11 protein-coding genes are annotated in these 13,505 nt (G+C 31.9%); 5 read left to right on the top strand and 6 right to left on the bottom strand.

Annotated elements, in window-relative coordinates; translation table 11 throughout:
* Positions 1–339 precede the first annotated feature (339 nt).
* A complete protein-coding gene (locus WAF17_RS00185; protein WP_338764728.1) occupies positions 340–1,647 on the top strand; it encodes a chorismate-binding protein in 1,308 nt (435 codons plus the stop codon).
* 417 nt (positions 1,648–2,064) lie between these two features.
* On the opposite strand, the gene WAF17_RS00180 is transcribed toward WAF17_RS00185, so the two are convergent.
* The gene (locus WAF17_RS00180; protein WP_338764725.1) at positions 2,065–3,105 is read right to left on the bottom strand and encodes a GntG family PLP-dependent aldolase; all 1,041 of its coding nucleotides are present in this window, start codon (positions 3,103–3,105) and stop codon (positions 2,065–2,067) included.
* 19 nt (positions 3,106–3,124) lie between these two features.
* The gene (locus tag WAF17_RS00175) at positions 3,125–4,021 is read right to left on the bottom strand and encodes an FkbM family methyltransferase (protein ID WP_338764723.1); all 897 of its coding nucleotides are present in this window, start codon (positions 4,019–4,021) and stop codon (positions 3,125–3,127) included.
* Between the two features lie 151 nt (positions 4,022–4,172).
* On the opposite strand from WAF17_RS00175, the gene WAF17_RS00170 reads away from it, so the two are divergent.
* Together WAF17_RS00170 and dnaA are read left to right on the top strand one after the other, a co-directional pair.
* Positions 4,173–5,327 (top strand): cystathionine gamma-synthase, encoded by a 1,155-nt coding sequence (locus WAF17_RS00170; RefSeq protein ID WP_338764721.1) that lies wholly within the window; start codon positions 4,173–4,175, stop codon positions 5,325–5,327.
* A gap of 932 nt (positions 5,328–6,259) precedes the next feature.
* Positions 6,260–8,176, top strand: a complete 1,917-nt coding sequence (dnaA, locus tag WAF17_RS00165; RefSeq protein WP_338764719.1) for a chromosomal replication initiator protein DnaA — start codon at positions 6,260–6,262, stop codon at positions 8,174–8,176.
* Positions 8,177–8,286: 110 nt separating this feature from the next.
* Here the strand turns inward: dnaA and WAF17_RS00160 are convergent, their stop codons facing one another.
* The 3 genes from WAF17_RS00160 to WAF17_RS00150 all read right to left on the bottom strand — a co-directional run bounded on the left by WAF17_RS00160 (position 8,287) and on the right by WAF17_RS00150 (position 10,710).
* Positions 8,287–8,838 (bottom strand): cyclic nucleotide-binding domain-containing protein, encoded by a 552-nt coding sequence (locus tag WAF17_RS00160; RefSeq protein ID WP_338764717.1) that lies wholly within the window; start codon positions 8,836–8,838, stop codon positions 8,287–8,289.
* 83 nt (positions 8,839–8,921) lie between these two features.
* On the bottom strand, positions 8,922–9,644 hold the full coding sequence (locus tag WAF17_RS00155) for a metallophosphoesterase family protein (RefSeq protein ID WP_338764715.1): 723 nt from the start codon (positions 9,642–9,644) through the stop codon (positions 8,922–8,924).
* Complete coding sequence (locus tag WAF17_RS00150; protein WP_338764713.1) at positions 9,631–10,710, bottom strand: LptF/LptG family permease; 1,080 nt, start codon at positions 10,708–10,710, stop codon at positions 9,631–9,633. The genes WAF17_RS00155 and WAF17_RS00150 overlap by 14 nt, the downstream gene beginning before the upstream one ends.
* A gap of 359 nt (positions 10,711–11,069) precedes the next feature.
* On the opposite strand from WAF17_RS00150, the gene panC reads away from it, so the two are divergent.
* Together panC and panD are read left to right on the top strand one after the other, a co-directional pair.
* The gene (gene panC, locus WAF17_RS00145) at positions 11,070–11,951 is read left to right on the top strand and encodes a pantoate--beta-alanine ligase (protein ID WP_338764711.1); all 882 of its coding nucleotides are present in this window, start codon (positions 11,070–11,072) and stop codon (positions 11,949–11,951) included.
* 135 nt (positions 11,952–12,086) lie between these two features.
* Entirely contained in the window at positions 12,087–12,434 is a 348-nt protein-coding gene (gene panD / locus WAF17_RS00140) for an aspartate 1-decarboxylase (protein ID WP_338764709.1), read from the top strand.
* Positions 12,435–12,547: 113 nt separating this feature from the next.
* Here panD and WAF17_RS00135 read toward each other — a convergent pair whose 3' ends face one another.
* Positions 12,548–13,408 carry a TIGR00730 family Rossman fold protein gene (locus WAF17_RS00135; RefSeq protein ID WP_338764707.1) on the bottom strand — a complete coding sequence of 287 codons (861 nt, stop codon included), beginning with the start codon at positions 13,406–13,408 and terminating at the stop codon, positions 12,548–12,550.
* Positions 13,409–13,505 lie beyond the last annotated feature (97 nt).

The raw sequence follows: 13,505 nt of genomic DNA, 5'->3' as shown, positions 1-13,505 counted from the left end.
GTACTGGAATCTGTGATGATTTTTTACTTCAAAACTAAGGTAAAATAAAAGACTGCTTTTATTATTAGCAAGATACTAAATTTAGAGCAGTTGTGAAAGCAAATTAGCATTCTGAAAAGATTCTTTTATAACCTATTAAGATATAAAGCTATAATTCATAAACAAGCAGAATGGTTTTGGTTTTATCCTTAAATTTGTAACATCTTTTGAATTTGTCCGTTAATTATAGTAACTTTCATTTTAATTTGAAAGTTTTGAAAATAGATTAAATTACCTACCTAAATGACATTTTTTAGCCTCATTTATGGGTATGGAAAATAATATAAAATACAACCAGCCGTGAAAAATTACTTAACCCTTTCAGAATTAGTAGATTCTAACAAAGAAGACTTACATCTTGATAAAAATAAAATAGATATATCTCCACTTACTTTTATCAAAAAAATGTGGTGTGCTGCCATTGCTCAAAATTTGGGTGTTTCGTTGTGGAGAGAGCCAAATACCGATAACTTACAGTTAGTCATTGATTTATCTCAAAAAACTAGATTAGTAGAAGCCGATTTGGAAGATTTGGGGACAGGTTTTTTGATGCACAAATTTGAAAAAGAATTTCCCAAGGATAATAACAAAAGCAATTCAAAGGCTTATTTTTTAGAAGCGCATCTTTATTTTGACTCGTCAAATGATTTTGTTGTAGAAAATATCTCTTCTAAAAACAGAAAGGAATTTGAAAAATTAAATCAAACAAAAAAGCAATTTTTTGAAGCTTTAAAAAAACTACAAAGCCAAGAAGACTGCAAAACGCCTTATTTCCACCCTCAAAACATTCCAACAGCCACTACACAAGAAACGCACAAAAAAGCTGTTGATAAGGCAATACAATTAATGCAAAATGAGGAGTTTCAGAAAGTAGTTATTTCAAGAAATAAATTTATTGATTTGAATGCTGATTTTGATGCCTTAGACGCTTACCATAAATTAGAAAAAACGTACAAAACGGCTTTTGTTTCTTTGGTTTCGATTCCTCGTATTGGGACGTGGATGTGTGCAACGCCAGAACTTTTGGTAAGTCAAGACAAGAACGGAATTTTCCGAACAATGGCACTTGCAGGAACGCAGTCTGGAAAGGAGGTAAAGCAACTCAAAAATGCACTCTGGCGACAAAAAGAAATTGAAGAACAGGCACTTGTGAGTCGTTATATTATAAACTGTTTTAAGAAAATTCGTTTGAGAGAATATGAAGAAATAGGACCAAAGACAGTCAGAGCAGCAAATCTTTTGCATTTGAGAACCGAGTTTGTTGTAGATACAGTAAAAGAGCGTTTTCCACAATTAGCAACGGTTATGTTAGAGCTTTTACATCCAACTTCGGCAGTTTGTGGAATGCCAAAAGAAATAACGACTCAATTTATTTTGGAAAATGAAGGCTACGACAGAGGGTTTTATGCAGGTTATTTAGGTGGAATCAATTTTAAGAATGGAAGTAGTTTGTATGTTCAACTTCGTTGTATGCAATTACTGGAGAATCAAGCTATTTTGTATGCAGGAGGTGGAATTACGGCAGATTCGGACACCGATAAAGAATGGCAAGAAACTGAAATGAAGTGTCAAACGATAGAAAGTGTGGTTTTTGAGAATGAGAAGTAGAAAATAAAAACACCCTAGTCATATCAAAACCTAAGAGTCTTGAAGGCTCTTAGGGTAGGATGTTTAAAATTTAGTTGTTTTTTCGTACAGTTTTTAGTCATTTAGCTGCGTAGCTGCGTGATGTTTGTAGAATAGGATTTTAATTTTTATAAAGCTGCGTAGCTGCGTAATACCTAAATTTAACCCATTTTGAACAAAAACAGCCATATTACGCAGCTAAGCAGCTTAAAATCTCGGTTTGTTTATTTTTTTCTACACCTGAAGAGCAGCGAAGCTAAATATTTTGCAACTACGCATCTAAAATACAATTTATTCTTAATACGTTTTTTCAGAAAATTGAACGAAGGAATTTTGAAATTCTAAACACCTTACCCTTAGGTTTTTTTTATATGTTTAGTATTCAAAAAAACTTAAAAGCTAAACAGAAACTCCCTCTCCTTTAACCTCCAAAACGGCATTACAAACTCTTTCAATCATTTCTTTAGAAATATCCAAATGAGTAACGATTCGTAGCCACTCTTTTCCAAAATTAGAAACCAAAACACCTTTTTTAGCTAGTTCATTTTTGAATTTTTCAGAAGAATAACTTGCGTCTATTCTAAACAAAACAATGTTTGTCCCTTCAAAAACAACTTCTTCTACTAACTTATTTTGCTTTAGTGATTCAGAGATTTTACCAGCATTCTGATTGTCTTCTCTTAATTTTTCTATATTATTATCAAGGGCATAAATTCCTGCTGCTGCCAAAAAACCAGACTGGCGCATTCCTCCTCCCAAAACTTTTCGCACTCGTTTAGCTTGATGAATTAGTGCTTCACTTGCTACCAACACCGAACCCACAGGCGCACCTAATCCCTTCGAAAGACAAACAGAAATAGTGTCAAAATACTGTCCTAGCTCTTTCGGAGATTGATTGCGATACACTAAAGCATTAAAAACTCTAGCTCCATCTAAGTGAAGTTTCAAGTCATTTTTCTTACAAAGCTCTGAAATAGCTTTTATTTCTTCCAATGTATACGAACTCCCACCTGCTTTATTCACTGTATTTTCTAGCGCAACAACTCTTGAACGAGGGAAATGAACATCATCAGGATAAATCATTTCTTCAATCAGCTCAGTAGTCAAAATTCCCTTTTCTCCCTGTAAAAGTCTGACCGAACAAAACGAATTATAGGCAATTCCTCCTCCTTCATACTGATAGATATGTGAACGAATATCACAAATAATATCATCTTGAGGTTGTGTCAATATCTTGAGTGCAATCTGATTAGTCATTGTTCCCGAAGGACAAAAAAGAGCTGCTTCGTGTCCAAACAAATTAGCTACTTTTTTTTCTAATTCTTTTACAGTTGGATCTTCTTCCCAAACATCATCGCCTACTTTTGCATTCATCATGGCTTCTTTCATTTCTTTAGAAGGAAGTGTAAAAGTATCACTACGAAGGTCTATCTTTTTCATATTTTATATAGTTTCTGATTTAAAATTTTTCTCCTAAAACATTAATTAGAGGTGCTGTTTTGATGCGTTTCTCTATAAAATCAATATCTTTACAATAAATTGTATTGTGATTCCCAAATAATTTTATTTCTATTAATTCTCTTTTTAGGGGATTATAAAAATAAGGTTTATATCCCCAATTTTTTAGTTTTTGATGAATTTTTGACTCATCATAACCATATCTTCCTCCAGAACCATTGAGTTCTATAATGATTGCTTTTTGAAGAGGAGACGAGAAAATAGCTTCTCCACCGTTTATTACTTCTGTTTCAAAGCCTTCTACATCAATCTTTACTAAAATTGGAATTCTTTTGGCTACCTCATCTACTTTTTCAATCGAAACATCAATTCTTTCGTCTTGTGGTATTTCTTCTGTAGCTACATGATTTACTGTATCTAAAGATTTTGTAAACTGTAAAGTACCCTTTGCGCTTCCCAAGCCAATATTTAAAGCTGTTGTTTTAGTAGCTAAATTATTTACTTGAATGTTTTTTTGGAGTTTTTGGTAGGTATTTGGAATAGGTTCTATACTTGTAGTTTGTGTACCAATTACTCCTGCTGCCAAAACAGTGTAGCTACCAATATTAGCACCAATGTCCATAAAATAATCATTTTCTTCTTCTTCTGTACTTCTCAAAAAATGAAGTAAGAAACCCATATCATTAAACTCATGTAATCCTGTATAAATGTTTCCTGTTGCACCTGTCATTCCACTTTGAACAGCTAATTTTGTACTTGCTACAAAAGGAACAATATGAATACCTTTATCTAACCTTGATTGAAGTTGCCACTTGAAATATCTAAAAATAGCAGCTACTTTCTGCTTTTTGGTAAGAGGATGTGAAGTGATATGTTTTAGAGTAATGGATAAAGACATGAGATAAAAGTAATAAAATCCGTTAAGTAATATGGAAAAGCGATAATGAAAATGTATTTTTATTAAAATATTATGCAATCAAACAAAGATACTAGAAAGCTATTGTTTTTGCTAGAAAGAAGAATCAAATCACAAATAAAACTCATTTTCTATGAAATTTGCCACTAAAGCCATACACGCAGGTGTAGAGCCAGACCCAAGTACAGGAGCGATTATGACTCCTATTTTCCAAACTTCTACTTTTGCACAACCTTCTCTTGGTCAGAATAAAGGTTTTGAGTATGCACGTTCATCAAATCCTACTCGCCAAGCCTTAGAGAAATCATTTGCAGCTTTAGAAGATGCACAACATGGCTTTGCTTTTTCTTCTGGAATGGCAGCTATTGATGCTGTTTTGAGACTTTTGAAACCCAATGACGAAGTAATTTGTGGACAAGACATTTATGGTGGCTCGTATCGTTTGTTTGTAAAAGTGTATGAAGAAATTGGAATTAAATTTCATTTTATTGATATGCAAAATGAAGAAATTGTAAAAAATACTATCAACTCACAAACAAAAATGATTTGGATAGAAACACCTTCAAACCCACTTCTTCAAATTGTAGATATAAAAAAAACAATCAAAATTGCTAAAGAGAATAACCTTGTTTCGGTTGTTGATAATACATTTGCAACACCTTATTTACAAAACCCAATAACGATGGGAGCTGATATTGTGATGCACTCAGCTACAAAATATTTGGGTGGGCATTCAGATGTTGTAATGGGTGCTTTGATGCTCAATGACAATAAACTAGCTGAACAGATTTATTTTATTCAAAAATCCTGTGGTGCTGTTCCTTCTCCTTTTGATTGCTTTTTGGTGCTGCGTGGTATCAAAACACTTCATTTGCGAGTAGATGCAAGTTGTCAGAATGCTATGAAAATCACTCAATTTTTGGTAAAGAATGAAAAGGTAAGGAATGTTTATTATGCAGGGCTAACGTCTCACAAAGGACACGAAGTTGCTAAAAAACAAATGCGCCAGTTTGGTGGAATGATTTCGTTTGATTTGAAAAATGATACAAAAGAGAATGCAGAGAAGTTTTTAGAAGCAATTAAAGTCTTTGCCTTAGCTGAATCATTGGGGGGTGTGGAGTCATTGGCTTGTTATCCTGCCTTGATGACACATGCCAATATTCCTGTTGAGAAAAGACATGAAATAGGAATTACAGATTCGCTTATTCGTTTGAGTATTGGCTGTGAAAACATAGATGACTTAATAGCAGATTTGAAACAAGCTCTAGAAAATACAACTACTTCTTGAAAACTAAAAGCATAATCTAAAGCCCTTGTTTTTGTGTAATTATATCTTGATAAATTACTACCTAAAAAAAATATATTTTACTGTAGAAAAGTTGGTAAATTGTTTGAAAAAACTTCACTTTTTTTCTTTAAAAAAAATCATTCTTAACAATGTAAAATTCGAAATTTATCTTGCAGAAAAGTAATTTATTTTTAATGACTACGACTTTCAGAGTTAGAAGTAATCTAAATCAAAAAACAAAATTTTTTTCGTCTTACGTAACATATTCGTAAAGATTAAGTAATACCGAAATCTACACGAACCCACTCACACTACCTTAAACGGCGATTATGACTTAAAAATAATTGTATTGCTATCAATAACAAGAGATATTCTTTAGAGAAAAACCGATTTTTTTTCTCAATTTTTTTTCTCAATTTTGTTATCACAATCCACATACAAGGAAAGATAACTACTAGCCTCTCTCTCTTTTTAGAAAAAAAATAGAAATGACAAATCCTATATTTTTTTTAAAAAATTTAATTAAATTAAGAGGGTAGTTTTTGCACCCCCAGTTTTTGGTAAAAATTAAATTTTTCAATAAAAATGGGTTAAGAAATCTTTGTCTTTATCTAAAAAAAACAGTCTCTGTTTTATTTTATTTATGGTTAGTAATTAATCTAAAATAATAGATAAAAAAAGTATTTCATAAGTTATAGGTTTTTGTAACATTAGAGCTGCAAATTAAATTTTGTGGTTAGTTATTAAAGCAAAAAATAAAGACAAAGAGCATAAGCATAAACTTTGATAGTGAGCAGAAAAAAACAAAAGTAAAAGGCATTGTATAAATAGTAAAACCTTTTGAATAGGTTGCCCTTTATAATTTTCTCTTATTTCAGTTTCTCAACAAAAAAATTAGCATCGTGTGTGGAAATTCAGTTTTTTAATTAATTATGGTATCACTTTCTCAACAAAATACGACTATCTCACCAAACCCACACTCAACAAATAGTGGTGGTTATAAGGATTGTCAGACAGTTTGGCAAAAATGTTTAGAGGTAATCAAATTTGAAATTCCAGAACAGAGTTTCAATACTTGGTTTCTACCTATTAGACCTTTGCGTTTGCGCCAAAATATTTTGACGATTCAAGTACCGAGCCGTTATTTTTACGAATTTTTAGAAGAACATTATGTTCTTGTACTCAGAAAAGCAATTATCGAACAATTGGGAACACATGGAAAGTTAGAGTACTCTCTTCTTCCAGAAAAACAACAACCACCTTTGTTTGATAGTTCGTTTGAAAGCATTACAGAGAAAGGTAATCAAAATCAGCAAGGTCAATCAATACAAAAAAATAATTTTAATACTTCTTCTAATTCTATTAATGAAGAAAGTAATTCTGAAACTTTTTCAAATCAAACAAGTTTGTTTCAGAATCAAAACTCAACACAACAAGATAATAATCAGAAAGAAATAGACTCTGACAACCCTATAATATTAAATGGTAATTCGAATTATGAATCGGCTACTTCTAGGAGTCAATTAACTAATCTTTCGAATCCTTCAAACCCTTCATTTGGACAATCAACAAAACAGGAACATAAAGAAGAGCAGTTAGAAAGCAGACAAAACAGAACTAATACGGGTAATCACTCTAATCAGCCACAAGTTCAAAAGTCATCTAATTTTCAACCTTCTGCTTTAGGACGTTCTCATTCTAATCAATCCTATCATAAAAGTCAGACGCAAAATCAAGTTCAAAATAGAGCTAGTAGAAATACTAGAGATATGAAAGAACAGTCTAACTTTCGTCCTGTCAAGACAACACAAGCATTACCTCATAATCTTAACCCAAGATATACCTTTGATACTTTTGTAGAAGGAGAGTGTAATAACGTTGCTTTTGCAGCAGGTAGGGCGATTGCCAAAAATCCAGGAAGAACGAGTTTTCACCCTTTAGTTTTATATGGTGGTGTAGGTTTGGGCAAAACGCATTTGGCACATGCGATTGGCAACAAAATCTTAGAACATTATCCAGAAAAGCGAGTAGTTTATGTATCTGCTGACCAATTTGCAAATGATTTTGTAGCCTCTGTACGTGAAAATGAAATTACGCAGTTTACCGAACAATATTATCATTTAGATGTCTTAATCGTTGATGACATTCAGTTTTTGTGTGATAAGGTAAAGACTCAAGAGAGCTTTTTCCATATCTTCAATCACTTACACAGCGCAGGAAAACAAATGATAATGACTAGCGATTGTGCACCTGCTCAAATGAGAGGTTTGCAAGAGCGACTACTTTCCCGTTTTAAGTGGGGAGCTATCTTAGATTTGAAAGTTCCTGATGTTGAAACAAGAAAGGCAATTATTTATACGAAGTTACAAGGATACGAATCACAAGTTTCTCAAGATGTAATTGATTTTTTAGCAAAAAGTGTAACAACAAATGTTAGAGAATTAGAAGGCGTAATTACCTCACTTTTGGCTAAATCTTCTTTGGCTGATATGAGTATTACATTAGACCTTGCTCGTCAGGCACTTGGCGCAGTAGTGGCACATCAAAATGAAACTCATGAACTTTCTATTGATGCCATTGAAGAGATTGTGGCAGCTTTTTTTCAAGTTACTTTAGAGCAACTCAAAGGAAAAACACGAAAAAAAGAAATTGCAGTAGCTCGTCAGTTTGCGATGTACCTTACAAAAGAATATACTGATTTGCCTCTAAAGGCAATTGGTTGGCATTTTGGAAAAAGAGACCACAGTACGGTTATTCATGCCTGTAAAGTTGTTCCTCTCAAAATGGAAAAAGAAGAGTCTTATAAAAAGACATTTGATGAGATTATTAAGCGAATAGAACAGCTTTAATTAAAAATTTTTATGTTGCTCGTGAGGACACAAACAACGGTAGAAATTTAATTTTATTCATAAAAAAAGCCAATACGTACTTTTAGTGCTTATTGGCTTTTTTGTTTTAGTTACTCTGTAATTTCTTTATTATTTCTATTTTCGCCTTTAAAGTAAGAATGACTGAGTTCGAAAATACCGAACGAATCTCTATAAGCATTGAATATATTTTGAATATAATCCTGTTGATTTTTGGACATCATCTCATATATTTTCGATTTTATGCGTGGATATTCTTCAAATATTTCTAAAATATTAGCAAGAGGAAGAATATAAAGCTCTGTTATAGAATCACTACAAATGGCGTTATAAAGTCTATGAGAACCTTGTACTAAACAGTTTTCTCCGAAAAATTCTCCTTCTGTAATCTTTCCTAGCTCTTCAAAACGCTCTCCTACATCTAAATCTAATCGTACTTGACCTGATTTGACAATATAAAGAGCTTGACTAGGATCGTTTCTGAAAAAGATAATTTCATCTTTCGAATAATTTCTTAAATAAAGATTGGGTAGAAAAGCCATCAGTTCCTCATCAGTTAGACAAGAAAAAATCAACATTTTTCTAAGAAAATTCATTAATTTTTTATCTTGAGAAGAGTATTTACGAGCAAATGGATTCCACATAGAAATAAATTTAGAAGTCTGATTTTAGAAGTTAGAAGTGAAATACAATTATTATTTTCCAAAAATAAGCAAAAAAAAGGAAACTAATTTTCTATGTTTTCTTGAACGAAAACTTCAAAAGAGTTCAAATTAAGACATAATAAGTTTCCTAAAAACCACTTTTTATGGTAAACACATCCATTGTCTAAGCAAATTGAAGGAGTTTTTAAACTAATGTCTTGTAGAATGTAATCCAAAAAAGTAGGATTATGTCCGATGACTATCGTTTTATCATAGAAATTATTTATTTTTTCTTTACCAGTAATAGTAAAATCTCTTCTCCAAAGCATCGCCTCAAAATCTAAAAATGGATTTTGAGTTTCTAAATTGAACCCAGCATGAGTTAAAAAAAAATTATCTAACTCATAGAAATAAGGTAAGTTAGAAACAAACCTATAGTGTGATTCTGAATAATTATTTGTCTTATCTAAATATTCATGTGTAGCTATTCCTTCATAATCTTCAATAAGCATTTGTTCATGATTTCCACGTAAAGGAAAAATTTGATACCCATTTTCTTCTTGATTTTTTTGAAGATTTATAATTAAATCTAAGACTCCTTTGCTGTTTTTTCCTTTGTTGATATAATCTCCCAATAAAAAGAGTTGGTCATTTTGAGCTAATTTAATCTGTTTCAACAAAGCTCTAAAAGTCATTAAACATCCGTGAATATCAGGAATAACTAGTTGCCTTCCAGTTGTTTTGGAAATAAACCTTGAAAATTTTGTGTACTCTACCTTCATAATTCCACTTCTATTTAGGCGCACGTAAATACAAATAAATAGCAACTACGCCAAAAACGATATTTGGAATCCAAGCACCCACACGAGGGTCTAATGTTCCACTTTGTCCTAAACTTCTAGCCACTACTACAAATAGAATAAATACAAAAGCCAATACAAAACCGAGTGCAATATTAAAGCTTGTTCCTTGTCTTGTTTTTTTGGAAGAAACAACTATTCCCATAACAGTAAGAATAAGGATAGCAAACGGAGAAGCATAACGTTGATATTTTTCTACATAATAAATTCCTAATTCTAAAGCTGTTCCTCGTTCTTTTTGCTCTGCAATATATTCATCTATTTCGGGTAGTGTTAGTGTTTCTTGATGTCTGTATTTACTTTCAAAATCTTTTGGCAAAAGTCCCATAAGCGTATCGATATCTTTCCCCTTTAGTATAATTTCTCGCTCTTTATAAAACTTATGAATTTTATAATCATCAACATGCCAAGTCTGTTTTAAGGTGTCCCAAGTAATATTTTCAGATGAAAATTTTTCTACTAGTTTTCTGTTTTCTATGCGTTCTATTGTGAATTTTCGTCCATTAAACGTTCTATTGTTATAACTCTGAAGATAAACATAAGTATTTGAATCTATCTTTGAATGAACATTTCGCTCATCAAAAGAAAAAGGTTTTTTGACGTAAGCCGTCTCAAAGGCTACTCTAATTTTATTGGCACGAGGAACAACCCAACCACTCAAGTAAAATGAAAAAATTGCAATAACACCTGCACCTATCATGTAAGGAAAAAATAACCTCAAATAACTCACTCCACCACTCAACATCGCTATTATTTCAGTGCGCCCTGCCATACGAGAAGTTACAAACACAGTCGTAATAAAAACCATCAAGGGGGTAATAAGTCCAATGATATGCACCACAAAACTGAAGTAATAGCTTGTAACTATCTGCTTAAAACTCAATGAATGTTTGAGAAAATCATCACTTTTTTCACTATAATCTATTGCACAAATAACTGCTAAGATTACCAAAACAACAAAAACATATGTAGTAAGAAATTTTTTGAGGATATATTTATCTATTATTTTCACGCTATTTTTTTTAATGAATTTCAACTAAGAAGGTCTAATTTGATTGACTACACAAACTTACAATTTTGAAATAGAATAATTGAATCAAAATCTTATTTTCTAACAGTTTTAAAGGAAATTTATAGATAAATAGTTGTCTAAGTATTCTGCTTTACCATTTATTTCATGTTTGGTTATACTGTTCCTTTTTTATATAGCATAACTTATAGCTTCAAATCTTGATATTCTGTTGAAATAAAGAATAGAGAATCAAAAAAAATTACGACCTTTGCAGTCGAATAAATACACCTCCTTTATTTTTCTCTAAATGAGTTGATATTTATTTGTCATTTTTATAGATTCTTAATTGTTGCAAGTGTATGAAAGTCATTGAAAAGATAGATGAACTTAGGTTGTATTTAGAGCCTTTGCGTTGTAAAATTTCAGAAAAAAAATCTCAGAAAACAATTGGTTTTGTGCCTACAATGGGTGCATTACACAAAGGACATATTTCATTGATTAAAGAGGCAAAGAAAAAATCTGATTTTGTGGTGTGTAGTATTTTTGTAAATCCTCTTCAGTTTAATAACACAGGCGACTTTACTAATTACCCTATCTCCTTAGAAAAAGATAAAAAAATGCTAGAAAAAGCAGGTTGTGATTTGCTTTTTTTACCTAATTCTGATACTATGTATCAAAACCCTGTCCGTACAAAGATGGCTTTTGAGGCGTTAGATAATGTAATGGAAGGAACTCATAGACAAGGGCATTTTAGTGGTGTAGGAATTGTAGTAGCCAAATTGTTTAATTTAGTAGAGCCAGACCACGCATTTTTTGGACAAAAAGACCTTCAACAGTTCGCTATTATTCAGCAAATGGTAAATGACCTATCATTTCCAATTGAGCTTCATTGTTGCACTATTAAAAGAGAAGAAGACGGACTAGCTATGTCGTCAAGAAACAGAAGGTTAGACGAAGACCAAAGAATTATTGCTCCAAAAGTATATGAAAGTCTAATTTTGACAAAAAAAATGCTAAAAAAAGGGGAGTCTGTCGAAAAATCACAACAAGCAGGTATTTCATATTTGGATAAATATAAAGAATTTGAAACTGAATATTTAGAAATTGTAGATGCTTCTACATTACAACCTTTAGCCCCTAAAAAGAAATTAAAAAAAATAGATTCAGCAACAAGAATTGCAATTTGTGTGGCTACAAAGCTAGGGGATATAAGGCTAATTGATAATATTATTATCGATTAAAGTTAGCTGCAATATGAACGAATTGTTACAAAACCACAACTTAATTATTAATAAATTCGTATAACTGAATATATTTTGTTAAGAAAAACTCAATAAAAGCTGCTTTTTTTTTGCTATTTTAATTAAAAAACAACTATGTTATTACAAATATTCAAATCAAAAATACATTGTGTCAAAATTACACAAGCCGAGTTAAATTATGTGGGAAGTATTACCATTGATGAAGAATTGATGGAAGCTTCTAATATTTATGAAGGAGAACGTGTACAGATTGTAAATAATAATAATGGAGAACGCATCGAAACCTACGTCATTCGTGGTGAGCGTGGAACAGGAACAATTTGTTTGAACGGTGCAGCTGCTCGTAGGGCGCAAGTTGGTGATGTAGTAATTATTATTTCGTATGCTCTCATGACACCAGAAGAAGCAAAGGCTCACAAACCGACGATTATATTTCCAAATGAAAACAATCGTTTGAATTAAGCGCAATAACTAAGAAAATTAGAATTTATATATACACACTCTATTCTGACGCTATTATTGGTATTTTATCCAATAATCATAAAATAGAGTGTGTTTTTCTATCCCTTTCTAGTCTAGAAATTTGGAGAAAGTAAATATTGAGAATAAAAATCATCAATTACTTTTACAGCTTCATCTGCAGTATCAACAATACTGATTAAATCCAAATCTACTGCGCTTACATTTTTCTCTTTCTCAAGAACAGTTGTTTTTATCCAATCCATCAATCCAGCCCAAAAGTCTTTGCCCACCAAAACAATAGGAAAACGAGCTATTTTTTTTGTTTGAATAAGTGTATAAGCCTCAAAAAGCTCATCTAAAGTCCCCAAACCTCCTGGCATTACGATAAAACCTTGAGAATACTTTACAAACATAACTTTTCGTACAAAGAAATAATCAAAATTGATAAGTTTGTCTAAATCAATATATGCATTTGCTCCCTGCTCAAAAGGCAAAACAATATTCAAACCAACAGATTTTCCTTTTTCTGCTCTTGCTCCTTTATTACCAGCTTCCATAATTCCCGGACCTCCTCCTGTAATTACGCCATAACCATGACGCACTAATTTGGCTGCAATTTCTTCAGTTAGTTTGTAATATTTATGGTCTGGTGAAGTACGAGCAGAACCAAAAATAGAAACACAAGGACCTATACGAGCTAACTTTTCAAACCCTTCGACAAACTCTGCCATTACCTTAAAGATAACCCACGAATTTGCTGATTTTATTTCGCTCCAATCTCTCTTTTGAAAGGCTCTAACTAATCGTTTCTCCTCTTCTGTTTTTCCTTCTAATATATCACTTGTAGTTTTGTTTCCGTCCATATCATTCAAATCTGGCTGATAAGGCTTCTCAATTTTTCCTTCATTTGAGATAGATTCTGAAGTGAGTTTACGTTTTTTTATTGGCTCATTCTGATTTTCGTCGTATGGCATTTTTATTTTTTGTTAATATTAAATAGTTAGTTAAATGAGTAGTTTTGATGATTAAATACTCTACAATACTGCTTCTTTATTTTGATGTATAAATGTA

Source organism: Bernardetia sp. ABR2-2B (assembly GCF_037126435.1).
In the GTDB taxonomy this organism is placed as follows: Bacteria; Bacteroidota; Bacteroidia; order Cytophagales; family Bernardetiaceae; genus Bernardetia.
This window is presented reverse-complemented; position numbering and strand designations above follow the sequence as displayed.

Bases quoted from the DNA above. Each gene is read 5' to 3' on its own strand.
- WAF17_RS00180 (WP_338764725.1), bottom strand. From the start codon at position 3,105: ATGAAAAAGATAGACCTTCGTAGTGATACTTTTACACTTCCTTCTAAA.
- WAF17_RS00175 (WP_338764723.1), bottom strand. From the start codon at position 4,021: ATGTCTTTATCCATTACTCTAAAACATATCACTTCACATCCTCTTACC.
- WAF17_RS00170 (WP_338764721.1), top strand. From the start codon at position 4,173: ATGAAATTTGCCACTAAAGCCATACACGCAGGTGTAGAGCCAGACCCA.
- dnaA (WP_338764719.1), top strand. From the start codon at position 6,260: ATGGTATCACTTTCTCAACAAAATACGACTATCTCACCAAACCCACAC.
- WAF17_RS00160 (WP_338764717.1), bottom strand. From the start codon at position 8,838: ATGTGGAATCCATTTGCTCGTAAATACTCTTCTCAAGATAAAAAATTA.
- panC (WP_338764711.1), top strand. From the start codon at position 11,070: ATGAAAGTCATTGAAAAGATAGATGAACTTAGGTTGTATTTAGAGCCT.
- panD (WP_338764709.1), top strand. From the start codon at position 12,087: ATGTTATTACAAATATTCAAATCAAAAATACATTGTGTCAAAATTACA.
- WAF17_RS00135 (WP_338764707.1), bottom strand. From the start codon at position 13,408: ATGCCATACGACGAAAATCAGAATGAGCCAATAAAAAAACGTAAACTC.